We start from the raw sequence: 24,707 nt of genomic DNA on the forward strand, positions 1-24,707 counted from the left end.
TCACCTTCTTTCACTATAAAGTTATGCAAAACCAAGCTTTATTTTTGGTTTGTCTACCATTTCTACAATACCTGTTGTCGCATCAGGTGCATCATCATGCTCGTTTTTACCCTCTCTTTGATATGTGCTCATAGCTTTATAGTACTCTGGCCATTTGTCCATCCAGTTCCAAGGGAAATAAACATGTTCCATAACAAAATTACTGTTTGAAAGTATTCTTGACTTTTTATTATTGCTTTGATGGAACCATTCAATGCTTACCTTCCTTGTTTTAAATGTTTCCCATAATTCTCTTTCTACATTTCTGGCAAATCCTCTGCCGCCATTATTACTTTCAATTTTTGCTTTTGTAAGTCCATGATTAAGATAATTTTCATAAAAGAATTTAGCAGCTCCTGGCTCTGTTACTTCCATCCCCTTATTACTCATATAAACATCAAGCAGCCATATCTCGCCTTTATATACGCCACCTACAACAGAAACAAGGCTATCTTCTCCAGTATCGGCTGTATCTGTATAGCTTATTACCCTTTCAAACTTTTCAGGAAGCTTTTTATATGTTTTAAAATCTTTATATAATTTGCCTCCAATGTCTACGGGTTCCTGTTGGTAGTTAGCCTCAATAATTTCAGTTGAAGTTTTTGATTTCTTATCCTCATAACTTTTCTTTGACAAAAGCTCAGGGCATAACATTTCATCTTTTACTTTGTCATATGCCTTCATCTTAAGTTCATACCATTCCCCTGGTTCCTTTTCCAGAAGCTTACCGCATAAATCCTTAGTTGACCATCTTGTCATTATAACTATTTGCATAGCTCCTTCTTCAAGTCTTGAAAGGTACGTGTTAATATACCAATCCCAATGGTTTTCAAGAATGTTATCATTATAGGCCTCGTATTTGTCCTTGATAATATCATCTATAATACCAATATTACATCCAACACCGGTTAATGTTGCAGTTGGTGAAGTAGCAAGGTAATTGAAATATTGTCCCTCTAAGGACCACATTTGATAGCTTCCATCACCTTGTTTTATCTTTGTAGTAGGGAATATATCACTGAATATTATTTTGTCATGCTTACCATCTTCAATCCTTATTTCATCAATGCCGTCTCTAACAGACTTTGCAAATCTACCAGAAAGTTTTTCATTGTATGAAACTGTTATAAGCCTGTTTTCATTATCTTTGCCTAAAACCCACTTTGCAAAATTAGTAGCTGTGAAGGACTTACCGTGTCTTGGCGGCATATTGAGCATTAATTTTTTACAAGTTATTTGTCCTGTTATACCTTCAAGGCTGTCTACTATTCTCCATTCGGTTTCAGGTGGTATCTTAATAATTCTTCCTTCATACAAGGCCTGTAGAGTATCAGATATCTTTTTAAGATGGTGCCTGTTACCTTTATAAAATTTAGGATACAAAATTTGATTAAAGTCCCAGAAACTTCTTCTTGAAAGTTCGCATTTGGCCATCTTTGCTATTTGTTTTTTATCCATCCTCATCACTCATTTGCGCCAACCTCTTAAGTTCTTCAGTTGACAGGTCCTTATATGGGTTATTCACTGTCATATTGCCTGAGTGTTCAATATCTTGCTTATCTCTCCATTGACCAGGTTTCCTGTTCTTAAGCCAGAATATCTGTGCCGTAACATCTGGGGGAACCTCCTTTTTGATTATCTTTGTGGTTATTAAACTTGTTGACTCTCTAGTTTCAACACTCATAAGCCTATTTATGAATCCTACATACTCATATATTTTATCAAGCCTGTCTTGGCTGAAAAATGGCTGTTTTTCATACCACTCAAGCATGTCGTTGCTGTTCTTTGAGCTATTGCAACTTTTACAGCAAGGGATAATGTTGTTTCTTGTATATGCCCCCCCTGCCTTTACAGGAATAATATGGTCCTTGGTTAAATTGCTACTCTCTCCACAATAGCAGCACTGATTTTTGAAATATGCTAATGCGAAAAGCCAATCCTGCTCTGTTAGTTCAACTTTGCCCTCAACGTGTCGGCTTCGTTGCCCTCCATCAATAGTCCTTTCCTTAGTTATCTCTTCATAAGTGTACCCCAATGCTCTTTTTAGAAGTGCATTTTCAACTTCGAAGTCAACGACTTCTTTTCCCTTTTTTAGGGTGTTCGCAAACTCCGTATGTTCTTTTTTATACTTGTAGAATGCTGTTTTACCAATGCCCAAGTTCTTTGCAATTTGTTCATCGGTGAGCCCATCTCTTGCCCACCCTTCTACAAGTACTAATTTATCTTTTACAGTTTCCCATTTTGGTTTTGACATAAGCTCACCTCCAATCATTTTCCCCAAGTCTTTTGTCTAAAAGCTCCTCCTGAAGTCCTCACATAACTATCATGCTTCATTAGGTTTTCCACATCAGAGAAGGTGAGCTTTTCTTTTTCAGGTCTCCGTCTCCTTCTATGGCGTTTCTTCTTACGCTTTTTATTAAGCCCCTTATACACATCACTCTGTGTATCACGTATAACTGCCCCAATTTTCACATTGCCCCCTCCCTTTTTTAAAAATAGAAAAGACACCAGCTATTAAACTGATGTCATAAGTCACTATAAAATAAAAGAGAGGTAGCAGATTACACTGCAAACCTCTCGCTATATTTTTGCATAAATTTATAGCATAATTATAACATACATTATTTAGTCACTGCAATGACATAAAACTGACATATGGGCATATCATATTAAATGTAATGTGCATTTACAATTCTGAATTCCAAACTTTATTAACTGTAATAATGCCTCTTCCTTCTTATCATCCGTTAAGCTTTCGTTAAGTGCAATTGCCTTACTTTTTTTCGCATAAAAGTACATTCCATTTACCCGTTGTGGTAATTGTGATGTATAAACAAGAAAGTTCATGCGTTCTGCTAATTCATATATGCTATTAGTTTTATACTTTTTAAGAAGCTTCTGAACATCTGTAGTTAGCATGTTACAGCTGCCTCCTTTTCTGACATACTTACCTGATTGTTACAATCTTCAATCTCTCTAAGGATTTTGCCTTGAGGCTTCCAGTTCTTTAAATACTCTCTTGCCTTATCATATTCTTTTTTAGCTGTGTTTTTATATGAATTAACTTGAAAATAATCTTTGTAATCCTTCCATACTGCTGAAAATACCTGACTTCTTAAGCTCTTGTTTTTATATGCAGGACTGTCTTTGCCACTCATAGCTTCAATTGCTTTATACTTTGCCATCTCTTGAAGTATTAACTGCTGACCATAATCTATTGTCATTGTATTTTCAAGAGTTATTACTCTGTCTTGTATTTCTTCAACCGTACCTACTAACATTCCAACTTGATTATTTACAAGCCTTATTGCATCTAATGAATTCCCTTTTAATTGAGGCCCTTTAAGTTTTTTCTCCATTTCCTCGAATTTAGTAACATATTCTGCTGTAAATAGCACACCTTTTCTACCAGTAAGTTTATTGGCTACCATATCGCAACCTTTCCTTGTTAGTAAATAGCATGAATATTTTTGTCCTGTTGAAGCTTCATAGTCGCTTTCTATAAAGAAATTAGCAGAATCCAAATTTGGATTTTGGTCTATAACCTCCTTATAACCTTTAATGTCTCTTAATAAGTGTGCATGTTGTTTACCTATCATTTCAGCAACTTCTCTGCTGTCTGTAACTAATTTACCGTTTTGATTGATAATTGTTAAATCGTTCATTATTTTTCCTCCTACAAATCATTTTAAATTTTTCAGGAGTATGCTATAATAAACATGAGAATTATTTATTATAGTTCTCCTGTGTTTAGGAAATCTGCAAACTTTGGTTGGGGAGCAGGTTTCCTTTTACTTTTTGCTTTTACTTTCTTTTTCTTTCAAGTCTTTCTTAATAAGGTTAATTACATATTCTTGAATACTGGTATCTAATTCAACCATCTTGTGTTTAACTTTCTTATGCAATTCATCATCAAGTCTTATGGTTATAGCTTTAATTGTTCTCACCTCCTTTAATGGTAGAATACCACCATGCCACCATAATGTCAATGGTATTTTAAAATATTCTAATTTATTCCTTTGTAAAATATGCTTGTCCAATTACCCGATAAAAAAAGAGAGACTTATATCTCTCCATTTATTTAACCCCTGCACAATATTCTTGAAATGCGAACTATTTTTCAAACCAATCACATTTCTTAACATCTGTTTCTAATTCTTCTCTTGTCTTATCTCTATCTATGAGTTGACATACAGAGTCACAAAATCTTATATGTGCACAATCCAAGCAACATGCTCCATTGCCTTTACATTCAGTTTCAAAATTACATTTGCTCATTTTATACTCCTTTCAAATTCGTAATATTTTTAAAATACGTATTAATCTTCTATGATTTCTTTTCCACAGAAAGGACAATACTTAATTCCATTATCTTCTCTGTCTCCTTCTGGGGTTGTAAATGTATTACTACACTCAGTATCATAATATTCTCCATCAACATATGTCCATTTACATTTTTCTATTTTAATAACATCCCATTTAATTTGTGTTTCAATTCCAATTTCCACTTTATCCTTTGGGATTATCTTTCCTAAAGAAAGTCCCTCAGATAGCAATTCAATTAAAGCTTCCTTTTGCTCTTTAGTACATTTAATTTCAATTCCTGTCATGTGCATTTTCATTCCCCCTCCACCTTATTTCCGTTGTAATCATTGCTCATTTCTCCGCCATTTTCATCATCAAAGAAAGTAATTTGCCCTTTTATCCGTCTTTTGGAGGCTCGCCTTGCCTTCTTCCTTTCTTTATCCTCCTTTACTACCTTCATGACTCTATGCCAACAGGTCGGCCCCATTCCCCTTTGTCTACTGTTTTCATCTTTTAGCTTCCTATGGCATATTAAACACCGGTCCATATAATCACCTTCCGTTTAACATAACCAGGAGCCTAAGCTCCTAGTTATTATTCTCCTAAACCTTTTATGCCAAATAGCTGAACAGCTAATCTTCTTATTGCAATACCCTTAAGCCTATAACAATGTCTTTCAGAGCACTCTAATGCTTCTTCCAAGGCTTGTCCTCTTGCACCTTCAATATAAAATAGTCTTAGCACCTTCTCATGCTTTTCATTGCCTTCACCTTCAGAGAGTTTTTTCAATACATAATCAATCCTGTTTATAGCCCTTGATGTTTTCTTAAGTTCTTCTATTGCCTTTTGTTTCCTGTATAGTTTATTTACCAGGATATCATCTGGAAGTCTGCTTCCGGATCCATGGGGCATTCCTGAGTAATCCGTATTCTTTATACATGCTAATTCTGCATTTATTTCAGATATCTCTCTTTTAAGATTATCTACTGAAGATGTTAAATCGTTGTAACTTCTTAAATAATTTTCTGCTTCTTTTACGTAATCCATAATGTACCTCCGTCAATAATTAAGTCTCCCACCGCATTGTTCAGGATCATCTTTGCAAGCTAATTTACATATGTTTTCTAATTCACAGTTTCTGCAGCATTTGCCCTTGCACCCTGCCAACGCATTATATTTACATTCTTCAGAATACTGATCCCCTCTCTTAGCTACAATACATAGGCTGCATGTTATTAGTGCAATTATAAAAAGCAATATCCCAATAACAACTTTAATCATCACTTTCACCTTCTAATTTTTCAAAATAAATAAAGGTATCATAAATTATTATTGTGCCTTTCCCTATAAACTGTTTAACCAATTGAAGTCTTTCCTTAAAGCTGTGGAAAGGTACGACTTCAACTACTTGCATACACTTTCCCTCCTACCTTTCAATTACTTCACAGTCTGATTTTCTTATAATGCCATCTTTAGTTATCCAACTCTCATGCCTTGGTTGGCTTTCCCCTTCTGCCTTATAAGTCTTTCCTATCTTATTTTTATACCAATAATTTTGGTTTTCACATTCCATTATCATTATTCTCATAGGATACCTCCTTAATATTTACCCTCATTTAAATCATCTTTTGATTTATTCCATACCATACGGCTTGAGGTATAGATATTATTTAAGATTCTCATTACATCCTCAACTCTGTCTTTCCATGGTGGATCCTTTTTCTTTCCTATTTCTACTCTTCTTACTTCAAAATATATCTGACTCCATCTGTCATACTGTGCTAATGCATCCTTGTGGAGCTGATAAGCTGTAGTATAATCGTTATCCTGTAAATACTTGAACCTGTCCACAATATCTATAAAATTATTAACATCCTCCTGGTACATCTCTTCTGGCTTCTCCATTGCTGCTTACCAACTCCATTCGCTCTATTTTCCCTCTTACTGCCAATGCTGACCTCTTTTCTCCGAGTCTTTGTGCGATTATTTCAGGGCTGTAACCTTTACTTCGTAAGTTAAGTAATATTTTTATTTCTTCATTGGTCCATGGAATATGATTGTCAGCTTTCAAAGGCCTTTGCTTTAATCCTAGATCACACATTCTCCTTTTAATAGCTCCTCCGGTTCTTCTTAATCTGTCCGAAATGTCCCGATAACTGTACCTATATGAATTCAGCATATTTATAAGTGTATTATCTTCTTCCCTTGTCCAAGGAGTCTTTTTATACTTTACTGCAGCCATATCAGCCTCCCTTTTTTCGTCTGCCCATTTTGGTTCAGCTCCTAACATATCTTTTTCAAATTTACTAAAATCAACAATATCTTTATTCTTTTCTGCCCATTTCCAAAACTTATCTATATCTATCACTTTATATTCTTTATTTATGCTTTTTTTCATTTTCACAGGAAGTCCATATCTGCACCATCTATCAAGAATCCATGAATAACTTGAGCCTTTCCCTAAAGCCTTAGCAAGTTCATTAATAGTTATCTCTATACCGGAATGTAAATGTCTACGCAGCCCTATTTTATATGCTTTAACTTTTACAGCTTGTACAGTCCTGCCAAGATTAGCAGCTATTGAAGGAATTGATATCATGCCCCATTTATCCTGAAGGTAATCACATTCTTCCTGTGTCCATTTCCGATTTTCCATTTTATAAGCTCCTTATTTTAAATTTACAGGCTTGTACATGTTTCATTTAGCTTGTCTACAAGGATGATTCTTATTTTTGGCATTTCTTATTCTCCCTTCTCTTTTTTTCTCTTACTATAAATCTTCTTTAATTCTTCATAAATAATCCAACCGTCTGCATCTCCGTACTTTTTATTTCTGCATACCCAAGTCAACATTAATTCAGGGTATTTATAATCAAACATCTTGCGGCGTAGCTCCCCTTGTTGTGTAGCCGTTCCCAACGATTTGACATCAATTAATTCTTCAGACCCATCAAGATGATATATAAGAAAATCCGGAGTATAGGTTGTAGCTCTATAGCTTTTACCACACTTTTTAAATTTAGAAATTAACTCATATTTAGGCTGTAACTCAAAATTTAAAATTTTGTCTTTAGCTTTTAAACCCTTGAGATACTCATAATATTTAGCCTCATCTTTGCTTTGAAATTTTATGCCATCAACGGTAATCCAATCGTTTCTATATTTACTCATATAGCCTTCCCCCCATTAGCCTGCGAATTATTTCATCTTTTGAATATCCCTCCGGATAAATCCTGAACCTTCTGAATATTTTATCTGCCTGTTTTTTACTGAGTCCTATTAGTTTTCTTATTTCATCCTCTGAATAAAATTCTTTATCCAGGAGAGCTTCAAGTTTCCTTTGAAGCTCAATCTTATAACTTAAATCAGTCCTCCTGCAGCAATGTGGGCCTTTGTCCCCTTTATGGTCCTCAAAACAGAGATATTTGAAATTTAGAGGGAAGTCCAGGCCTAATTGAGAACGAAAGATAATATGATGACGTTCCACATTAGGGTTCCCACAGGCTTCACACTCTTCCAATGTTTCGCACCTCGATTTCAATAACACCCTTAGGTTTCAATCCTCTATCTATTAATTTTTTCTCATGCCTTAAAAATACTTGGCTTATATCAATTCCATTAAGCTGTAGCTTGTCCAAAATTCCTATACAAACTTGGATTATATCTAATGCTTCCTCTGCTATGTTTGCTAGATCCTTTTCATTAATACCTTTAACAAGTTCGCAAGTTTCTTCACACAGCTTATATTTATGTTTTAACCAATTATAATCTCTATCTAAAACCATTAATTTAGACTTCATTCCTAAACCTCCTAACGCTCTGCATTGACCATTCTCTTAACTTAATAATCATCCTAGTAAATTTTTCTTTTTGTCTGTCATTAGAAGAATTTATTTTAGAATTTACTTTTAAGTTAAACTCTATATAGTTAATAACCATTCTTATCAATCCTTTTTATATTTTCTTCTTTCACCATATCGATTGCTTTCTGTAGGCTCATACCGTTTTCCCACAGTTTTAGTATGAGCTCTACTAATTCATAAATATTATTTTTCATCTAGTATATCCGAAAGTTTTAACGCTTCTACTGCCTTTCTTCTATATGAGTTAATCTTTGATTCTAAAGCTTCATTGTCCCTGAATTCTGCATAAACTACCATGCCACATAATGTACCTTCCAGTGCTTTTTTTAATCTGTCCCTATCATCTTTAACTTCTATATAAGCTTTTTCAAGTTTCTCATTTTCCTTTCGTTTAAGATATTTTAACTTAAGATATTTCAAAAAGTTCTTTCCCATGGAACTCCCTCCTATTTAAACAATAAGTTTGTTAAATCTTCGTTTTCTTTTTTGGATATTATTGACCTTATACTTTCATCAGGAAGATATATTGGAACCGCCATTTTCTCAATTCTGTTCTTAATTCTGTCATCATGCTTAAGCTCTTCAATCTTTCCGTTGGAAGTAAATAAGGTTACTTTTTGTCTAGTCATCCTATAATCAAGTATTGAGTAAAATATTTCGTTGACCCAATCACTCTCTTTTTCTACCCCTATATCATCTAAAATCAAGCATTGAACTCCTCGTATTGCTTCAATTAAATCGGATTGTGTAAACTCCGATTTTTTATCATAGCTCTTTTTTATTTCTGCTAATAAATCTATTGTTGTAGTAAACTTTACTCCTGCTTTCTTGGAAGTCATTAAGGCATTCCCAATGCTTACAGCTAACCTTGTTTTACCGGATCCTTTTACATAGCTGTAAAAATACAATCCTTTTCCTCTCTCTTGGAATTCTTCAAAATTCTTAACAAAGTTTACTGCAGCTTTTTTAGCTCTTGCAGCTCTAGCCTGTGAAACTTCATTCTTATACCAGTCAATCCTAAAGGAATTCACTGTAAGGCCTTTAAATTCATCAGGAATATTAGCAAAGTTTAATCGTTTCTGCATAAGCATTTCATCTCTGCACCTGCAATATCTTCCGTAACTTTCTCCTGTCTTTTCATTGACTACAAAGCTCATTCCAGAACCGTCACATTCACCATAAGGGCAATTAGAAGTCGCATTCAGTATCTTGAATGTCTCCATCTTTAATGAGTCCGTTTTCCCTTGCGATTTCTTCAAGTCGTAAAGTTTCTTTGCTTGGTCCTGAGGTATAATTTTTTCTATCAGGTTTTCCATTGACTCCACTCTTTTTTTCCTCCTTTGATGTCCTGCCATCAGCTTTCCAATTCCTTAATATGCCTTCAACATATCCGAACTTATATCTATTTTGCCTTACCGCTTCTTTCATGGCATCCAATACCCACTTTTTTGTATATATCTCAACATCTGCATCAATTAGCTCTATAAGTGTTGCATTTAAAAATCCAAAACCGCTTTGTTCATATAAGGTATACACATCTTTGTTAGGTAGTTCCTTACTACTACAGATAGTATTGTTATTAATAGAACTGTTAATAGTAATACTGTTACTATTACTACCCTCATTTTGAAAGCTTTCATTTTGAAAGCTTTCATTTTGAACACTTTCAAATCGACTGTGTTCAATAGGTTCAGCTACTATTTGATATATATTTTTTTCTCGTCTATTGCCATTCCTTTGTTTTAATATGCTGATATATCCTTTATCTGTTAGCTCTTTTCTAAATTTATAAAATCTCTTATCACCCATCTTAAGCTCATGCATCATTAACTCTGCACTTGGGAAAGCTGTAGTACCTGAACCTGCAAAACTGCATATATACGCATATATTGCTTTTGCTTCAGGACTTAAGTCTTTATCTCTCATAACTAACTTAGCTACAATGCCATAACCTTCTTTATATACAGACCTTTTCCCAAAATTCAGCTGATCGCTCATTTAATCATCTCCTTTACTGGAGCTAATCCATCCCATCTCCCTGGTATAAAATTCTATTTACTGCATATAATAAATAATGGTGGAATATAAAATAAGCTTATATAAGGTTTTATACTCCGTGATATAATGGTGGTGGGTACTTTGCCGAGTACTCACCGGTACAACTAAATATTTTCAATGTTGACCCCTTTGCCGAGGGGTCTCATTACTCATCTTCTGAGTGCATTCTTTTAAGCTCTTCCAAATCTTCATCTGTTTTGAAAATTAATTTATCATCTTCCTGGTTGTATTCAATGCCAGTGATAAAGTATTCCGGATTTTCGGCATCATACACCTTTAAGCTATTTTTGTTCAAAGCTTGTATTTGCGAATTGATGCCTTCAATTAAACTATTAAATGCTGGGTTTGCCATAGTTTCACCTCCTTTCAAAGACTTAGTTCATTAATAAACTGACTTTCCTTCGCTAAAACTTCCCTATTCCCCCATCCTAATGCCTTCTTTGACCTGCTTAGGTATAATCTATCCTTTGCTCTTGTAATCGCTACATAGAAAAGCCTACGCTCTTCTTCAAGGTCTCCACGCTTACTTGGGAAAACATCTTTATTCATGCCAGCAACAAAGACTGTTTTAAATTCAAGCCCTTTTGAAGCATGAACTGTCATTATTTTTACTGCATCTCGTTCCTCAATAAGTTTTTCCTGAATATCTTTTATATGGTTCCATTTTAAAAAGCTTGAAATATCAATATTTTCCCCTAATTCTATTTGATGGTTCTCCCATCTTTCTATTACATCTAACGCCAGTTCAAGGTCTTGAATTTTATTGTTTCTATGTTCCTCCAAATATTTTGTATTTAACCCTATGGCATTTTGAACCATATAAAATACTTTAGAGGTATCTGAGTTTTCTTCTGTTATATAACTATGGATTTTATCTAATTGCTGCATAAATTCTTCAACTTCTTTTACATCTTCTAACGCTTCCATGAAACTAATACTTTTGTCTACCATGTCCTTTTCAATTACTTGTATCTTTAAATCGCTTATACGCTTCGTAGGGAAGTTTATTATCTTTTTTAATGTTCTACTATCATTAGGATTTAAAACAGTTTCTATGACGTTTAAAATCATTTTTACATCATATTTTTTTAATGGATCATCTTTGCTTGTTACAATCTGATAAGGTATATTAAAAGCTTTAAATGTTAAACTGAAAGGTTCCATTTGCTTATTTGTTCTAGTTAACACTGCATAGTCGCTATAATTTCCACCTTCAAGTATTTTTCCAGCTATTAAATTAACTTCATTCATTACATTTTCAGCTTCTAAATACTCTATTTCAGGGCCATCCTTATGTGCCTTTAATACCTTTCTGGTTTGATTTTCATTATGTGCTATCAAACTATTAGCTGCTGTTACTATCTGTTCTGTGCTACGGTAATTATCCTCTAGCTTTATAACTTCACAACCAGGATAATACTTTGAAAAATTTATAATATACTCTGGTTTTGCTCCTCTCCAACCATAAATACTCTGAAAATCATCACCTACAACAAATAAATTACTTGGATTTAAAGCTTTTATAATCTGCATTTGAATATCATTTGTGTCCTGAAATTCATCAACAAATAAATATTCATACTGACTATGATAGTTTTGTTTGACCTCATTAAATTGTGTTAAAAGCTTCAGCGTTTCAGTTAATAACATATCCATGTCTATTGCATTATTTCTTTTTAAGGTCCAGTGATATTCTTTAATAACCTGCTCTTCTTCTCCACAATCCAGTTCTCTTTGACCATCTAAAATTAAAATAATATTTTTTGTTTTTGTATATTTACCATATTTAAATTCTTCAATTATCTTATCAATTATAGATTCTCTATCCTCCTGGTCATAAATAGTAAATTCTTTTCCATAGCCAAGCAGATAGCCATATTCTTTAAGAACCTTAACGCAGAAAGCATGGAAAGTATTACAAAACAGTTTTTCACCTGCGGCGCCTATTAATTTAATGACTCTCTCTTTCATTTCTTTACCTGCTAACCTTGTAAAGGTTAAAGCTAACATGCTGCTGCAACCTATTCTGTTATTGTACAAATGAGCAATCCTATTAGTTAAAGTACTTGTTTTGCCTGTTCCTGCGCCTGCTAAACAAAGAATAACTTTGCTTTCACTTTCAACTGCTTTTCTTTGCGATTCATTAAGCTGACTGTTCATTTTCTACACCTGCCTCATCCAAATTCCATACTTTAAAACCTTCTACTTCACTTACGTCCACAACACCCGAAAGAATTATATTGTCTAATTTATCACTTATTTTATTTAATCCATCTATAACCTTAGGGAAGTTTTTGCTGTCCAAATTTTCAATGTTATCTATTGCAAGTATTTTGCATTTTGGGTTTGATTTTTCTATAAATGTTATAAGTATTGCAATTAGTAACATCAACTGTTGCCCTGTAGAAAGCGCATCAAAATTTCTTTTATCTCCAAAATCATTCTTCCAACCAAATTGGAATATCTCTTTTCCACCTTCACTTTCTGTCGAAAAGTAGAATTCGTGATTTATTCCCATGGCGTTTAAATTTAATTGAATATCATTTTGGATAGGCTCTAATGTTTCTTTCATAAGTTTCCCCTGAAGTCCTTTTGCCCCTAAAGCTTCATCAATGCTTTTAAAGTTTATATAGTTATACTCTGCGGTTTTACTATCTATCATTGATGATTTTAAATTAGATAAAGTTGTTTTTGCTTTCTCCTGCTCATCTATTTTTTCATTTAAAGTTTTTGTGTTTAATCTAATGCTTTCACATTGTTTCTCTAAAACATCTAAAGGGGCGATAGCTTCTATTGGTTCATTTTGAAGTTTACTTAACTCCTCATTTAATCTAGCTATTTTCTCAGCTTTAAGGGTATCAAATGATTTAGCTTCATTAAGAGACTTTTCAAGAGTATTTATGTCTGCAGTTATCGAATTATTTGTTCTATTTGCTTGTACTTCCTCATTCTCTAAAGCCTTTTTATCAGCTTCAAGCTTCTTATATCTTTCATTGAAGGCTATATCCTTGCCATTTAATTCTTTGTATGTGTCAGCAAGTATTTGCTTTTGGACAGTAAGGGTCTTTATTTTTCCCTCTGTATATTCAATAAACTTACTAAAATCCTTATTACAAGCTATTCTTTTATCCAATACACAGCAGTCTTTTACATTTTTTACCCTGTCTAGTGTCTCCTGATTTGCTTTAATTTGAGCTGCTAATTCAATGCCTTTTATCTTAACTTCGTCTTTATCCTTAATTATTGGCTCATCTTCATACTGAATTTTTAATATTTCATCATCTACAGTTTTAATTTTTTCTTTATTATCAACCGATTTAATACCAACTTTTAGATTCTTTATTTTATTTTCAATTTCACCGGCATTTATAGAACATACTTTTAATTGCTCATCTGCTATAGCCTGCTTTAACTGCTCTATTTTCTTTAGCCTTGCATCAATATTCTTTTTCTTTTGGGTATCCTCGCTAATCTGCTTTTCAATAGTTATAAGCTTAGTTTGAAGCTCTTCCAACTGTTCTTTGTTGGCCTTAAGGTTTCTGTCTGTTTCAGTTAATTTATTTTTAAGTTCTCCTATTTTCTGTACAGCTGCAGCAGATCTCTTTTTTTCATCATTCCAGTAACTAAGCTTAGTTTTAGTCCAATCAATCATGCTTTGCAGCCCCATTGAAATATCATACTTTTCAGGATATTCCTTAAGTACATCTGCTATTAGTTGCTCCATAATCTCAAATTGCTCCGGATTATTAATTTCTAATTCAACGGTTAATAACTGTTTCTCAAGGTACTGCTTAGCTTTTTCTTTAGTCCAATCTTCGCTTTTAAACCCTGCCAAGTTATATATAAACTCTCTTCTTTTACTATCAGATAAACTTAAAAATTCGTTAAAATCTAGCATCACAGGAAAACTGCCAAGTTCACTTAAAATCCTTGCTTCTTTTTCATTTATTTTGCTTTCCCCTTTTGAAGGAGATACATTTAGGTCTTGTTGGATACTAATTTTTGTTGAGCCATCTTTTGATTTACTTACTTTTTTCTTAAATTCTCTAGTAAAATTAAAATCATTTGTGCCTAATCCAACCATCATATTGTCTGAGCTTGAAAGCTTAAATGTTTCATCTGACTTTTTACCTTTACCAGGTACATATCCTAATAATGCTATGCCCAATGCCTGAAGTCTTGTTGTCTTGCCAATCCCATTAGAGCCTATAAGTATGTCTTTTCCTGTAAGCATCTGTGTGTTACTTTGGCCTTTAATATTTTTCAATAAAATACTTGATATCTTTACCATAATTAAAACGCCTCCTGGCTATCTATCTTTGAATTTATAAGTGTTTTAGCCATCGCAAGCTGTCCAGGTGTTAACTGATCCAATGGCTTTCTGAAGTTATCATGTATTATTTTATTGAATTCTTCTTCACCGATTATTCCTTTACTATTTTCCAAGTCAGCTTTCATAGTATTCACTCTTTCAGCTTCATTGTTTTTAGTCACAGATACTTTCTCTTTTTCTTTAACATCAATGTGCTTAACTGGTACAGATATAGATTCAGGTAATTCATTAGTTTCCTCTTCATCTCTTGCTGCATATACATCATCTTCAGTAACATCATCAATTACATTGGCATCTACATAATCCACTCTATGTCCTTTAAATTCTTCAACCATCTTTCCTTCATCTGCCATTTGTGATAGCTTTAACAAATCATCTCTTGTTAAATCACTATTGAATCCTATTACATCTACATAACCGTAATGTGCTTTATCCGGTCCTTGAGCATCTACATATACCTGGCAAAGTGCAGGGTGTTTCTTTAAAGCGTTCCTTTCAGCTATCGTCTGAGCCTTTCTTTCTGCAAATAATTTGTTCTGAATGTAAGTATCCATGCATTTAAGTATGTCTGTGTTAGTTAAATCAACCCAAATTCCCATAGTCCCTTGAATTCTTAAAAACATTCCTTTTTTCTTTTCATCATCTGTTAATGTTTCCTCCATGCACATACGTCCTACGCCCTTGTTATATTGCACCTTTTTATTAAGGTCCTGAATAAAGTACATTTTAATGTCATAAAGCAGCGTGGAAGAAGTCATTACTAGATTACCTGTAGGACTATACCCAATTGCGGTTTTCTTTACCCATACTTTGTCTATGGTCCCACTTGCAGGATCTATTATTGGATAAGGATTTACTACAACTTGGTTATCAGGTAATGTTAATTTCTCAGGTGTAATAATACTTATACCTGCGAACTGATTCATTGCATTGTACCCAGCTGCAGTAATCATTGCTTTATTCTGAATTATTGCTAAATGCCCTTTCTTTTCTTCAAGCTTTACCTTTCCATGAATTGCTTTTATACCACCTCTTGGAGTCCTTTTTACAAAGACATTTCCATCTCCCAATTTTGCTATTTCATTTTTATTTTCCATAGGTTTACCCTCCATTGATTTATTTCTAATTTTCATCGGTTTATGCATGATGCCTTTCTTCCTTAGCTGACATGCTTTGTTTTGAACTGTCTTTTGAGTTCTTTCTAATGCAAAACTTATTTCTTCAGGGGCCGCAATGTCATACCAGTTAATAAGATATTGTAAATCTTCTGTAGTCCATTGCTTTCCGTTATTAGCATGAAACTCAGGATTATAAAACATTCTTCCATAACGGTCATATCGAATTTCATGTTCTTTCATTTAATCAACTCCCCTCATTTTTTCTTTAAGAAACTCCGATAAGTCTGCTGACTTGCCGGTGAATATCATTGCAATTCTTTTCTTCTGTCCTGCTACCTCTAATGGTTCCATGGCTTCATCTTTAGTTATTTTTTTTGAGTCTATATAATGTCCCATGCATTTCAAATCAATTAAAATTTCCCTGTATATTTCTCTTTTATCACCTAATGATGATTGCTGCAGTCTTTGATATCTGTCTATTAAAGCTTGTAAATATCCTTCCATTGTCTTCTCCTTTCAATCTAATTCTTTTTTTATAGTTATCAGCATAAAATAAACTGTAAAGTATTTGTTTAAGCTGAATAAAGGTTTTTTATAAAAGGCTTTTCAGCCTTTATAACTTTAATACCATGTATGTGGGCCAGTAACATGAAGCCATTGTTTTTTCCCATAGATCTTATAATCAAACCTTAGATATTTACCTTCTTTATTTTTACAAAACTTAACTGATATAGGCTCTATGGTTGCTCTAGCTTCTGTCCCCCAGCCGGCATAAAAGTTATTTAAAAATTGTTTAAACATTTCTGCATTTACTGTTAGATTCTCAAATCCTTTTACATTTTCAGCTTTCATCATTTTTGCCTCCATCATCTCCTCATCTCCTCAACTCTTATAAAGTTCTGCCCTCCTTTGTAATTTTATCTAGCCAGGCCATAAGCATTTCCTTATTGATTAAAAATTTTGCACCAACTTTAAAACATGGGAAATCTGAATTTTTACTGTGTGCAAGTTCCATCAGTTTATCTCTGCCAATACCAGTAAAATTAGCACATTCCTGTATAGTCAATGTTGCCTTTTCTTGTTTAGGCATCAAATCCAATAGGACTTCTTTAAATGTTTCTTTTAAATTCTCATGTGATAATGCTGTTTCAGTCATTTGCTTTAACCTCTCTTTCTATTGTTAAATTTGTTATACAGCCACAACGTGTGCATTTAACCTGGACTTTTAAGCTGCCTTTTAGCTTATATTTGAATAACAATTTGTTGCACTCCAGGCATCTAAACTCATTCATATTTTCAAGCATTTATAATCCTCCTAAAGTTTAGTGCCCTCCATCTTTCCCCTATTTAGTACAAGCTACTTCATTTTCTGTTTTTTCTCGAATAAACTTATTTATAAAATACATCTGACCCTTACCTGTAACTTTAGGTGTTTTACTTACGCTTATGTGACCATCTGAATGTGTTATAGATGTTTCTTTTACCTCAAACAATTCAAACTCCATTGAATATTGTGTTGGCATATTATAATCAGTCCCTTTTCTTTTAATTAAGTAACCATTATCTCTTAGCCATTGAAACAGCCTGTTAGCTCCTGCATTAACTCCATTTTGCTTAAGTATCTTTGCTAAGTCACCAACTAGGATTGATGTATGTGAAGCTGTAACGCTATCAGCAAATAATACTTTTGGCTTCTGTTCTTCTAGTTGTTTCTTTTGCCCCTCATTCTCTAATTTCAGATTCTGAACATTTCTATTAGCAATTTCTAAAGCTCTCTTCATTATCATTTCGGGACTGTTCCATGCTTTTTCCACTGCTATAAAGTATTGTCTTGCCTGTTTGCCTTTTTCATTTCTCTGTATCATTGCTATTTCTTTTGCCATGTCTAGCTTAATTGCATGATCTACGATTTCTTGTACTCCTCCTTGGGTAGGACATTTTTGGGACACCCTTATATAATCTTGATTTTCAATAAAGCCATAACCAGCCATTCGTGGAAACCATTTTCTATATTCAGTTTTAATCTCCAAAAACTCATGTAAATCTCTACCGCTAATTATTACCTCGCCAGATTCATTCTGATTAATTGGTATAAGTTGTTCATTCCTAAAAATCTGTAAATTACTCAATCTATCCTCTCCTTTGTATTATTTATCCCACAATGGTAAAATCCTCATGAAAGGGGGTGTTTTTATGCCAATAGTTAAAACTTATTCAGGTTATTGTCCTGAACTTAAAAAGCAAAATTTTTTATCTGTGGAATATAAGCCGATAAATCTCTGTGGTGATCCTAAAACGTATTATAAATGTGTTAGTTATACTTGTGAGCATCAAGCCTTTAATGGTTGCCAAACTGCCGATACAGAATGTGGATGCCCAATTTTTGCAGAAGTACCTAGGTCCTTTTAGAAAATGCAGGAAATTTGACACCAGTAAGTTTTGTAAGTCCTCCTGTTTTAGAATAAAAATCAAAATCACATTGCCTTGAGTATTTACATGTTTCACAAGGTTTTGAAAAATTCGCTATTGATTCGGTTTTTGCATCCTCAATAAAACTTTGTAGATGCCATGCTATACAATACAAATCATTCCGCTGCTCTTGAACTGGTACTTCGGGGGCAGCTGCTTTTTTCACTGGCTCTTCTATTTTTCTTTTTGAATTTTCCACTTTTCCATCCTCCTGTTTATAAACTTTTCAAAGACTCTCTTCCACGAAACCCATAATTTTTTATTTTGTTTTTTAAATAATTGCATATACTATAACTATGTTGAATTTGTGTCACTTTCCTGCAACACACAAGTTAAAAAAAATTTATCAAATTCTTCATTAGGGAAAGAAGCTTTAAACCCTGCTATAAATTGTTCGCCTGGATTGCTTTTATTATTTAAAACTCTCCATAGCTGAGCCCTAGAGATATTTAATTTTTGAGCTAAATCAGATTTATTTAAGCTGTTTACTTTCATTAACTCGGTAAACTTTCTTGTATTTACTTTAATTTGGGATTGCACATTATCACCTCCTTATGTTACATCAGTGTGACACTTTATGTTTATATTATATGCCCATATGTAACTTTTATGCAACACTTTTTTAAAAATCTTTTATTAATATGTTCCATACATGCAACAAATAAAGTAAAATATTACTAGAAGGAGGTTTTTACATGTTAAAAAAAATGGATAACGAAACATTTGGAAAATATATTGAAAGACTAAGAGATCATAAAGGGTATTCACAAAGGAAATTAGCACAAGTGACTGGCATAAGTAATACTACTATAAATCGAATTGAGAAGAATATTACAAACAATCCTGACTTGAATACTTTAAAATTATTAGCTAAGCATTTAGATGTAGATGAAATTTATATGTTAGAAGCTTCCGGATATAAAAGAGAAAATAAAAGCACTGACCTAAATGATAAGGATGAAAGAGATATTGAAAAAGCTACAGAACAGTTTCTTAATGGTCTTGAAGGTGGGGTTATGCTTAATGGTGAAATACTAGATGCAGAGGATCTTGAGTTGTTTAAGCAAGCCGTTAAGAACGGACTTACCTATGCTAAGATATCAAACAAGAAAAAATACACACCGAAGAAATATAGAAAAAATAAAGATAATGAAGACAAATGATTATAGGGGGTAATGGTCGTAAAAATTGGAGGAGTTAATCTTGAAAAATGATATAGAATGTATAGTTAAGAAATTAATTAAAAAATATAAAACAAGGGATGCCTTTGAAATAGTAAGTGGTTTAAATTATAAAGTTATGATGGAACCTTTAGGCAAAAATATTAAAGGTTTCTACCAATCATGCCCTAAAAATAAAATTATACACATTAATCAGGATTTAGATGAAAAGGAAAAAGATTTTATCTGCTCCCATGAATTGGGACATGCTATACTTCATGCAAAGTTAAATATTTTGTTTTTGGAACGCAATACATTTTATGTTAAAAACAGCTTTGAAATTGAAGCTAATAAATTTGCTTCTCAATTAATGATTCCAGACAATTTAATTAAAGAGTATCCAAGCTATTTTAGTTTAGAGGAAATTGCTTTAAGTGAAGGACTTCCAGTAGAATTATTAGAACTCAAATTTAAGATTTGAGTATTTTTTAAATACTTTGCAGAAAATTTTAGCATAAATGTATTATGTTGAAAAATGTCTAAAACTGTAGAAATATATTTTAAACTATGCCTTGAAAATAAACGACCATTCAGAGAGCCTTTGAGCACCAGCCCTATATATAAATTTGATACACACTTTAGGGTGAATATAATATAAATGAGGAATTAATATGCAAATTGAAAAATATTATGAAGATACAACCGCCCAACTTAAAAACTCATTAAATATAAAAAATATATTTGTAGCTCCGTTCTTAAGTGTGATTGGACTAATAAGTGCTTATGTTACCATTTATTCATACTATAAAGATAAGGACAAAACAATTTATATTTACTATGCAATCATTGTAGTAATAGTAATTTTATGCAATATTATTTATATACTCTTTAAAACATATAAAAATCAAACAGCTGTAATGGATAATTTTGTAAAGGATTTTAAGAATGTGGAAATCAATAGGAATGCTCTTATAGAAGAACTCAATGACAAAAACTCCAAATTAAAAAAATATAAACGGCTATACTGGGCCACTAAAACATTCTTCTTAAATGCCGTAAAAACCTCAAATGATGAAGAAAGAAATAAATTATTAGCCATGTATACTGAATTAAAGGAAAGGGATGATGATGATGAATAAACAATTTAAAGTTGTAAAAATTATTAATGATATGAAAGTTGTAGTAAATGCAGGTTCTAGTGATCTTATAGAGAGAGGCTCTAAACTTGAAATCTACACTATTGGAGAAGAAGTTATAGATCCAGATACTAATAAATCTCTTGGTACATTAGATACCATTAAAGCATATATAGAGGTTGTAGATGTGTTTCCTAAAATGTGCATTTGTAGAAATACTGAAACTAAAACATATAATGCATTATTGGGATTGCAAAGCTTTGTAAAAGAGGAGATTAAGCCATTAACTGTTGATCCTAAGCAAATAACCGGAGGTCTTAACAACACTGATAAGGTTATACAAATAGGCGATTTAGTAAGAAAGTCAGCAGGCTAATTCTATTTCACCTGTTGACTTTTACATAAAACATAATCAGATATTTGTTCTTTTAATAAATTTGATTTTATGTTATCGTAATCCTTTAAAATACTAATTAATAAATCAGAAAAAAGTCTAGCCGTTTTACTTTCTTTACCTTCAAATTCTATCAACGGCCTATATTTTTCTATTGTCTCAATTACAGCTTCAAGTTTTGCATTTTCCATTATTAAATTTTTTTCAACCTCAGATAGGTTGCTATATTCCTTTTGTATATAGCTCATAAATTCACCACCAAATATTTATTTGATTTAAATATATTATATTACATTTAGAGCAAAGATAATAGCATATATTTTGAAATAATTATCTTTAAAATAAATTATATTGACATACAAACATTAGTTTGCTATATTATAAACAGAAACCCAAAAGAGATTCAACTAAAATCCTTATTATAGAGGTTCCACGAAACCCGCACATTTATTGTGCTGGGTTTTTATTTTTTGAAAGGAGCCGATATAATGGCAAATAAGCCAAAGACTAATACAAAGGTAAATGGTACGGAATATTATAGAATTACAGTTACAATAGGCCGTGATAGCAATGGTAAATTATTGAGGAAACAATTCTATGGTAGCAGTAAAAAAGATGCTGAAAATAAAAAGCAAGATTATTTAAATAAAATAAATAGTGGAATAGTTGAAACCAAAACCATGTGGTTAGGGTCAGCTATGAAAAGCTGGCTATTCGAAGTAGTTAAAGTTGGCCAGATAAAATTAGCTTCTTTCTCCAGATATGAAGGAGTATATAGAAATTATTTTGAGAATTCTCCTCTTGCGTGCCTGCAATTGGATAAAGTTAAATCCATAGATATACAAAGATATTATAATCAGCTTTTTAAAAGTGGTAAGAGCAGCAATGTAATTAAAACTGCTAATAAACTTTTAAAGCAGTTCTTAAAATATTGTGTTGATTGTGGATATATAATTAAAAATCCCACTGATGGCAAAAAAGTAATTATTCCAAAAGACTCTTTAGCAGTTCGAAGAGAGGATAAAATATTGCCTGTATTTTCAAAAGAAGAAATGGTAAAAATATTAAATCAAAGGGAAAATACAAAAATTAGATGTATTGCTTTAATTTCTTATGCAACTGGTATGAGAAGAGGAGAAGTTTTAGGCTTAAAAGAAAGCGACATTGACTATATAAATAAGGAAATTCACATAAGAAGAGCTATGGTAACAACTTATGAATTCGATGATAAAGGTAAAAAGCATAAAAAAACATTTTTAGATGATACAAAAACATATACTTCTTTTAGAGATATTCCTTTACCAAAGACATTAATTCCGATAATTAAGCAAGCTATATCACTTAAAAAAAGAGAAATGTTAAAAGCTGCAGGTAGCTTTAATGAAAATAATAAGGACTTAATATTTTTATCAGAAAATGGAGAATATATTGAGGCTAGTAATATAAATAAATCCTGGATATACTTTCTTAAAAGATGTGGAGTAAAACATAAAAAATTTCATGCTCTTAGACACACTTACGCAACCCTACAATTTGAGAATAATAGACCATTATTAACTATATCTAAACTATTAGGTCATGCTAATATTGATATTACTGCAAGCACCTATACTCACGTAATGAAAAAAGAAAAAGAAAAAGCTGTTGATACTTTAAGCTTATTAAATAATTCTGTTATTTAATAAATATAAGTTTCTATAAATATTTATGGCTGATGTGTTAAAAGTGTGTTAAAAACAAAAATAGATAGAGAGCTTCAAAGCTTGAAACTCTCTATCTATAACATTTGGTAGCCCCTAGGGGACTCGAACCCCTGTATCCACCGTGAGAGGGTGGCGTCTTAACCGCTTGACCAAGAGGCCATATCAACATGACTTTTACATTGTATAATATATATCCCAGATTGTCAATAGATTTTTGTAATTTAATTATTTTCAGCTAAATCCGGGGGTATTTTATTTTTATCTATTATTTTAATATCCTGCAAAAACTGCCTTACTTTGCTGGAATATTCCTGCTTGTCAGTTAGATAAGCCATGGCATGGCCTGCATTTTGTGCTATATATATACTTTTAGGAGCCTTCTTTTGAAAATACAGCTCCATGGTCATGGTTGGAGGAATGAATTCATCATCTGCCCCATGGATAAACATAATAGGTGTACTCACATCCTTTATGGCTTTTATTGGTGATATTGAGTAAATAGAAAAACCTGACTTATATAAAGCCACTAAACTGGTGTAAAAAATTATACCATTTACTAAAATATCTGTATGGGGTTTCAATTCTTCTTTCAACTTCATGGCAAACAGCTCTGTAAGATCAGAATATGGGCAGTCCACCACATAAAAGCTTACTGTTTTCTTGTCCATATTCATCTTTGACTGAAGCAGGGCTGTAGCAGCTCCCATAGACTCCCCATGGACTCCTATAATGCCCTTTGGATTTTTCTGTCTTACCCATTGAACACAGTTGTTTAAATCATATTTTTCAAAATAGCCCAGGGAAACATCATTACCGCCGCTGTTTCCATGATATCTTGAATCATAAATTAATATATTAAAGCCTAAATCCAGATACATGTCAGCATATTTCATAGCTTCCCATCTGCTTCCTGTAATACCGTGAAGAATTATAACTGTGTTCTGAGTTTCAGATGGATTTTTTATATATGTGCCATCTAGCTTGTATCCAAAATTTGATTTAATGCTTACATCCTCCTGATCCAGTACATTCAATCTGCCATAGTTAAATGACTTTTTAAATGTTTCATAAGCATCCTGAGTTCTGTCAATGCTTATTTTACAAACCATGTTATAAAATATGTTTCCAACGTAAATTCCGGCAATATTTACTATTACAAATATAATTACAGAAATAATAATAACTGCTTTTAATATAAACTTTTTATGCCTTAATTTCATTTATGTTCATCTCCACATATTTCAAAACAGTCTGAATCGCAATTAAATAGATGCTTCAACCCTTCTTATTACATTGTACACACCATTGTCATTATTGCTGTCTGCAACAAACTTGGCATGTTTTTTAACATCCTCTGGAGCATTACCCATAGCATAGCTGTAAGCTGCATTTTTAAACATTGTGAGATCGTTGTAGTAATCCCCGAAAACCATAGTGTTTTCCTTATCAATACCGTACGTCTGCTGAAGTATTTTTATTGCATTTCCCTTGCTTACTCCATTATTCATAATATCTACCCACTTTTCACCAGATTCTACAAAGTCCAGATCTTCATTTAAATTATTCTTTAAAAACTCCATGATTTTTCGTCTGTTTTCAGGTGCTATATAATATGAAACTTTATATATAGGTTTCTTTATTTCATCATATGAGTTCAATATTACATATGGAACTCCGCCTTCATTAAATTCTTTCAATAGTTTATGTGAGGGTTTTACAACAAATGCCTCATCATCAGCAGATAAAAGCATTTCCTCACCAAGTTCAGGCTTAAGGCTTAATATAAGTTTTATATTTCCCTCTGAAATTGAATTTGAATATATTGGCTTATTTGACCTATTTCCCTTTATCAAAGCTCCATTATGAGCAACAAATACCATATTACCGTTAACATTTTTGAAATTATTTTTCAGCTGCAAATAAGTTCTTCCGCTGGCTGCTGCAAATTTTACACCTTTTTTATTTAATTTTGGAATCATATCATATATTTTATCGCTTATTTTGCCTTGGTCATTAACTAATGTTCCATCTAAGTCAGATGCAATTAACTTTATCATTTATATTCCTCCGCTTTTATATTTTCTATTATATAATAACATAATATAACCATCATACCAAACAGGCAGGCA

41 protein-coding genes, 1 tRNA gene and 2 pseudogenes are annotated in these 24,707 nt (G+C 32.6%); 6 read left to right on the forward strand and 38 right to left on the reverse strand.

Translation table 11 applies throughout. From position 1 onward, the window contains the following. Positions 1-21: 21 nt before the first annotated feature. The 32 genes and pseudogenes from terL to EQM05_RS11675 all read right to left on the reverse strand — a co-directional run bounded on the left by terL (position 22) and on the right by EQM05_RS11675 (position 17,845). Complete coding sequence (terL, locus tag EQM05_RS11550; RefSeq protein ID WP_128750176.1) at positions 22-1,497, reverse strand: phage terminase large subunit; 1,476 nt, start codon at positions 1,495-1,497, stop codon at positions 22-24. Next, positions 1,490-1,669, reverse strand: a pseudogene (locus tag EQM05_RS16235) (transposase); the annotation flags it as partial. The pseudogene EQM05_RS16235 and the gene terL, both read right to left, overlap by 8 nt. A gap of 156 nt (positions 1,670-1,825) precedes the next feature. Next, positions 1,826-2,311, reverse strand: a pseudogene (locus EQM05_RS16240) (HNH endonuclease); the annotation flags it as partial. Next, the gene (locus EQM05_RS11560) at positions 2,308-2,511 is read right to left on the reverse strand and encodes a hypothetical protein (protein WP_128750178.1); all 204 of its coding nucleotides are present in this window, start codon (positions 2,509-2,511) and stop codon (positions 2,308-2,310) included. The pseudogene EQM05_RS16240 and the gene EQM05_RS11560, both read right to left, overlap by 4 nt. Before the next feature lie 192 nt (positions 2,512-2,703). Then, complete coding sequence (locus tag EQM05_RS11565) at positions 2,704-2,958, reverse strand: hypothetical protein (RefSeq protein ID WP_128750179.1); 255 nt, start codon at positions 2,956-2,958, stop codon at positions 2,704-2,706. After that, positions 2,952-3,704, reverse strand: coding sequence for an ORF6C domain-containing protein (locus EQM05_RS11570; RefSeq protein ID WP_128750180.1), 753 nt, complete (start codon positions 3,702-3,704; stop codon positions 2,952-2,954). Before EQM05_RS11570 ends, EQM05_RS11565 begins: the two co-directional genes overlap by 7 nt. A gap of 126 nt (positions 3,705-3,830) precedes the next feature. Then, positions 3,831-4,079, reverse strand: coding sequence for a hypothetical protein (locus EQM05_RS11575; RefSeq protein ID WP_128750181.1), 249 nt, complete (start codon positions 4,077-4,079; stop codon positions 3,831-3,833). A gap of 73 nt (positions 4,080-4,152) precedes the next feature. Beyond that, positions 4,153-4,317 carry a hypothetical protein gene (locus EQM05_RS15830; protein WP_164917275.1) on the reverse strand — a complete coding sequence of 55 codons (165 nt, stop codon included), beginning with the start codon at positions 4,315-4,317 and terminating at the stop codon, positions 4,153-4,155. Positions 4,318-4,358: 41 nt separating this feature from the next. Continuing rightward, complete coding sequence (locus tag EQM05_RS11580; RefSeq protein ID WP_128750182.1) at positions 4,359-4,661, reverse strand: hypothetical protein; 303 nt, start codon at positions 4,659-4,661, stop codon at positions 4,359-4,361. Next, positions 4,658-4,804 carry a hypothetical protein gene (locus EQM05_RS15835; RefSeq protein ID WP_164917276.1) on the reverse strand — a complete coding sequence of 49 codons (147 nt, stop codon included), beginning with the start codon at positions 4,802-4,804 and terminating at the stop codon, positions 4,658-4,660. Before EQM05_RS15835 ends, EQM05_RS11580 begins: the two co-directional genes overlap by 4 nt. 134 nt (positions 4,805-4,938) lie before the next feature. After that, positions 4,939-5,391, reverse strand: coding sequence for a DUF1492 domain-containing protein (locus EQM05_RS11585; RefSeq protein ID WP_128750183.1), 453 nt, complete (start codon positions 5,389-5,391; stop codon positions 4,939-4,941). Between the two features lie 12 nt (positions 5,392-5,403). After that, the gene (locus tag EQM05_RS11590; protein WP_128750184.1) at positions 5,404-5,625 is read right to left on the reverse strand and encodes a hypothetical protein; all 222 of its coding nucleotides are present in this window, start codon (positions 5,623-5,625) and stop codon (positions 5,404-5,406) included. Further along, the gene (locus tag EQM05_RS15840; RefSeq protein ID WP_164917277.1) at positions 5,618-5,758 is read right to left on the reverse strand and encodes a hypothetical protein; all 141 of its coding nucleotides are present in this window, start codon (positions 5,756-5,758) and stop codon (positions 5,618-5,620) included. The genes EQM05_RS11590 and EQM05_RS15840 overlap by 8 nt, the downstream gene beginning before the upstream one ends. A 12-nt stretch (positions 5,759-5,770) precedes the next feature. Then, entirely contained in the window at positions 5,771-5,932 is a 162-nt protein-coding gene (locus EQM05_RS15845) for a hypothetical protein (protein ID WP_164917278.1), read from the reverse strand. Positions 5,933-5,943: 11 nt separating this feature from the next. Next, the gene (locus EQM05_RS11595) at positions 5,944-6,249 is read right to left on the reverse strand and encodes a hypothetical protein (protein ID WP_128750185.1); all 306 of its coding nucleotides are present in this window, start codon (positions 6,247-6,249) and stop codon (positions 5,944-5,946) included. Further along, positions 6,212-7,000: a hypothetical protein gene (locus EQM05_RS11600; protein WP_128750186.1), complete on the reverse strand. Its 789-nt coding sequence runs from the start codon at positions 6,998-7,000 to the stop codon at positions 6,212-6,214. The genes EQM05_RS11595 and EQM05_RS11600 overlap by 38 nt, the downstream gene beginning before the upstream one ends. An 86-nt stretch (positions 7,001-7,086) precedes the next feature. After that, on the reverse strand, positions 7,087-7,515 hold the full coding sequence (locus tag EQM05_RS11605; RefSeq protein ID WP_128750187.1) for a DUF1064 domain-containing protein: 429 nt from the start codon (positions 7,513-7,515) through the stop codon (positions 7,087-7,089). Next, positions 7,508-7,864: a hypothetical protein gene (locus tag EQM05_RS11610; RefSeq protein ID WP_128750188.1), complete on the reverse strand. Its 357-nt coding sequence runs from the start codon at positions 7,862-7,864 to the stop codon at positions 7,508-7,510. Before EQM05_RS11610 ends, EQM05_RS11605 begins: the two co-directional genes overlap by 8 nt. After that, positions 7,851-8,144 carry a MazG nucleotide pyrophosphohydrolase domain-containing protein gene (locus EQM05_RS11615; protein WP_128750189.1) on the reverse strand — a complete coding sequence of 98 codons (294 nt, stop codon included), beginning with the start codon at positions 8,142-8,144 and terminating at the stop codon, positions 7,851-7,853. Before EQM05_RS11615 ends, EQM05_RS11610 begins: the two co-directional genes overlap by 14 nt. Before the next feature lie 128 nt (positions 8,145-8,272). Further along, positions 8,273-8,401, reverse strand: coding sequence for a hypothetical protein (locus EQM05_RS16355; RefSeq protein WP_279222116.1), 129 nt, complete (start codon positions 8,399-8,401; stop codon positions 8,273-8,275). Then, positions 8,391-8,642 (reverse strand): hypothetical protein, encoded by a 252-nt coding sequence (locus EQM05_RS11620; protein ID WP_128750190.1) that lies wholly within the window; start codon positions 8,640-8,642, stop codon positions 8,391-8,393. The genes EQM05_RS16355 and EQM05_RS11620 overlap by 11 nt, the downstream gene beginning before the upstream one ends. 11 nt (positions 8,643-8,653) lie before the next feature. Continuing rightward, positions 8,654-9,430, reverse strand: coding sequence for a DnaA/Hda family protein (locus EQM05_RS11625; RefSeq protein ID WP_164917279.1), 777 nt, complete (start codon positions 9,428-9,430; stop codon positions 8,654-8,656). Continuing rightward, positions 9,396-10,205 (reverse strand): helix-turn-helix domain-containing protein, encoded by an 810-nt coding sequence (locus EQM05_RS11630; protein WP_128750192.1) that lies wholly within the window; start codon positions 10,203-10,205, stop codon positions 9,396-9,398. The genes EQM05_RS11625 and EQM05_RS11630 overlap by 35 nt, the downstream gene beginning before the upstream one ends. Positions 10,206-10,410: 205 nt before the next feature. Continuing rightward, on the reverse strand, positions 10,411-10,617 hold the full coding sequence (locus tag EQM05_RS11635) for a hypothetical protein (RefSeq protein ID WP_128750193.1): 207 nt from the start codon (positions 10,615-10,617) through the stop codon (positions 10,411-10,413). A gap of 14 nt (positions 10,618-10,631) precedes the next feature. Continuing rightward, a complete protein-coding gene (locus EQM05_RS11640) occupies positions 10,632-12,425 on the reverse strand; it encodes a UvrD-helicase domain-containing protein (RefSeq protein WP_128750194.1) in 1,794 nt (597 codons plus the stop codon). Next, positions 12,409-14,556, reverse strand: a complete 2,148-nt coding sequence (locus tag EQM05_RS11645) for a hypothetical protein (protein WP_128750195.1) — start codon at positions 14,554-14,556, stop codon at positions 12,409-12,411. The genes EQM05_RS11640 and EQM05_RS11645 overlap by 17 nt, the downstream gene beginning before the upstream one ends. A gap of 2 nt (positions 14,557-14,558) precedes the next feature. After that, complete coding sequence (locus EQM05_RS16030; RefSeq protein ID WP_205694139.1) at positions 14,559-15,956, reverse strand: hypothetical protein; 1,398 nt, start codon at positions 15,954-15,956, stop codon at positions 14,559-14,561. Further along, positions 15,957-16,220, reverse strand: a complete 264-nt coding sequence (locus tag EQM05_RS11655; protein WP_128750196.1) for a hypothetical protein — start codon at positions 16,218-16,220, stop codon at positions 15,957-15,959. Between the two features lie 117 nt (positions 16,221-16,337). After that, positions 16,338-16,586 (reverse strand): hypothetical protein, encoded by a 249-nt coding sequence (locus EQM05_RS11660; RefSeq protein WP_128750197.1) that lies wholly within the window; start codon positions 16,584-16,586, stop codon positions 16,338-16,340. 19 nt (positions 16,587-16,605) lie between these two features. Then, entirely contained in the window at positions 16,606-16,872 is a 267-nt protein-coding gene (locus tag EQM05_RS11665; RefSeq protein WP_128750198.1) for a helix-turn-helix domain-containing protein, read from the reverse strand. Further along, positions 16,865-17,020, reverse strand: a complete 156-nt coding sequence (locus EQM05_RS11670; RefSeq protein ID WP_128750199.1) for a Com family DNA-binding transcriptional regulator — start codon at positions 17,018-17,020, stop codon at positions 16,865-16,867. The genes EQM05_RS11665 and EQM05_RS11670 overlap by 8 nt, the downstream gene beginning before the upstream one ends. 39 nt (positions 17,021-17,059) lie before the next feature. Next, positions 17,060-17,845 carry a phage antirepressor KilAC domain-containing protein gene (locus EQM05_RS11675; protein WP_128750200.1) on the reverse strand — a complete coding sequence of 262 codons (786 nt, stop codon included), beginning with the start codon at positions 17,843-17,845 and terminating at the stop codon, positions 17,060-17,062. Positions 17,846-17,909: 64 nt separating this feature from the next. Between EQM05_RS11675 and EQM05_RS11680 the strand changes: the two genes are divergently transcribed. Next, the gene (locus tag EQM05_RS11680; protein ID WP_128750201.1) at positions 17,910-18,125 is read left to right on the forward strand and encodes a hypothetical protein; all 216 of its coding nucleotides are present in this window, start codon (positions 17,910-17,912) and stop codon (positions 18,123-18,125) included. On the opposite strand, the gene EQM05_RS11685 is transcribed toward EQM05_RS11680, so the two are convergent. After that, positions 18,112-18,384, reverse strand: a complete 273-nt coding sequence (locus tag EQM05_RS11685; RefSeq protein WP_128750202.1) for a hypothetical protein — start codon at positions 18,382-18,384, stop codon at positions 18,112-18,114. The two genes, EQM05_RS11680 and EQM05_RS11685, sit on opposite strands and share 14 nt — an antisense overlap. Before the next feature lie 95 nt (positions 18,385-18,479). Further along, a complete protein-coding gene (locus tag EQM05_RS11690) occupies positions 18,480-18,725 on the reverse strand; it encodes an XRE family transcriptional regulator (protein ID WP_128750203.1) in 246 nt (81 codons plus the stop codon). Between the two features lie 155 nt (positions 18,726-18,880). On the opposite strand from EQM05_RS11690, the gene EQM05_RS11695 reads away from it, so the two are divergent. From EQM05_RS11695 to EQM05_RS11710, 4 genes are all read left to right on the forward strand, one after another. After that, a complete protein-coding gene (locus EQM05_RS11695) occupies positions 18,881-19,348 on the forward strand; it encodes a helix-turn-helix domain-containing protein (RefSeq protein ID WP_128750204.1) in 468 nt (155 codons plus the stop codon). A 40-nt stretch (positions 19,349-19,388) separates the two neighbouring features. Then, the gene (locus EQM05_RS11700) at positions 19,389-19,826 is read left to right on the forward strand and encodes an ImmA/IrrE family metallo-endopeptidase (protein ID WP_243108058.1); all 438 of its coding nucleotides are present in this window, start codon (positions 19,389-19,391) and stop codon (positions 19,824-19,826) included. A 190-nt stretch (positions 19,827-20,016) separates the two neighbouring features. After that, entirely contained in the window at positions 20,017-20,484 is a 468-nt protein-coding gene (locus tag EQM05_RS11705) for a hypothetical protein (protein WP_128750205.1), read from the forward strand. Continuing rightward, the gene (locus tag EQM05_RS11710) at positions 20,477-20,857 is read left to right on the forward strand and encodes a hypothetical protein (protein ID WP_128750206.1); all 381 of its coding nucleotides are present in this window, start codon (positions 20,477-20,479) and stop codon (positions 20,855-20,857) included. Before EQM05_RS11705 ends, EQM05_RS11710 begins: the two co-directional genes overlap by 8 nt. A 2-nt stretch (positions 20,858-20,859) precedes the next feature. On the opposite strand, the gene EQM05_RS11715 is transcribed toward EQM05_RS11710, so the two are convergent. Further along, a complete protein-coding gene (locus EQM05_RS11715; protein ID WP_128750207.1) occupies positions 20,860-21,123 on the reverse strand; it encodes a hypothetical protein in 264 nt (87 codons plus the stop codon). Between the two features lie 240 nt (positions 21,124-21,363). Here EQM05_RS11715 and EQM05_RS11720 point away from each other — a divergent pair, with 240 nt between their 5' ends. Then, positions 21,364-22,557 (forward strand): site-specific integrase, encoded by a 1,194-nt coding sequence (locus tag EQM05_RS11720; RefSeq protein WP_128750208.1) that lies wholly within the window; start codon positions 21,364-21,366, stop codon positions 22,555-22,557. 105 nt (positions 22,558-22,662) lie between these two features. Here EQM05_RS11720 and EQM05_RS11725 read toward each other — a convergent pair. From EQM05_RS11725 to EQM05_RS11735, 3 genes are all read right to left on the reverse strand, one after another. Beyond that, positions 22,663-22,737 (reverse strand) — tRNA-Glu (locus tag EQM05_RS11725). Between the two features lie 62 nt (positions 22,738-22,799). Further along, positions 22,800-23,798, reverse strand: a complete 999-nt coding sequence (locus EQM05_RS11730) for an alpha/beta hydrolase (protein WP_128750209.1) — start codon at positions 23,796-23,798, stop codon at positions 22,800-22,802. Between the two features lie 42 nt (positions 23,799-23,840). Then, the gene (locus EQM05_RS11735; protein ID WP_128750210.1) at positions 23,841-24,635 is read right to left on the reverse strand and encodes an HAD family hydrolase; all 795 of its coding nucleotides are present in this window, start codon (positions 24,633-24,635) and stop codon (positions 23,841-23,843) included. Positions 24,636-24,707: the final 72 nt, after the last annotated feature.

The sequence above is a fragment of the Clostridium sp. JN-9 genome (assembly GCF_004103695.1).
GTDB lineage: Bacteria > Bacillota > Clostridia > Clostridiales > Clostridiaceae > JN-9.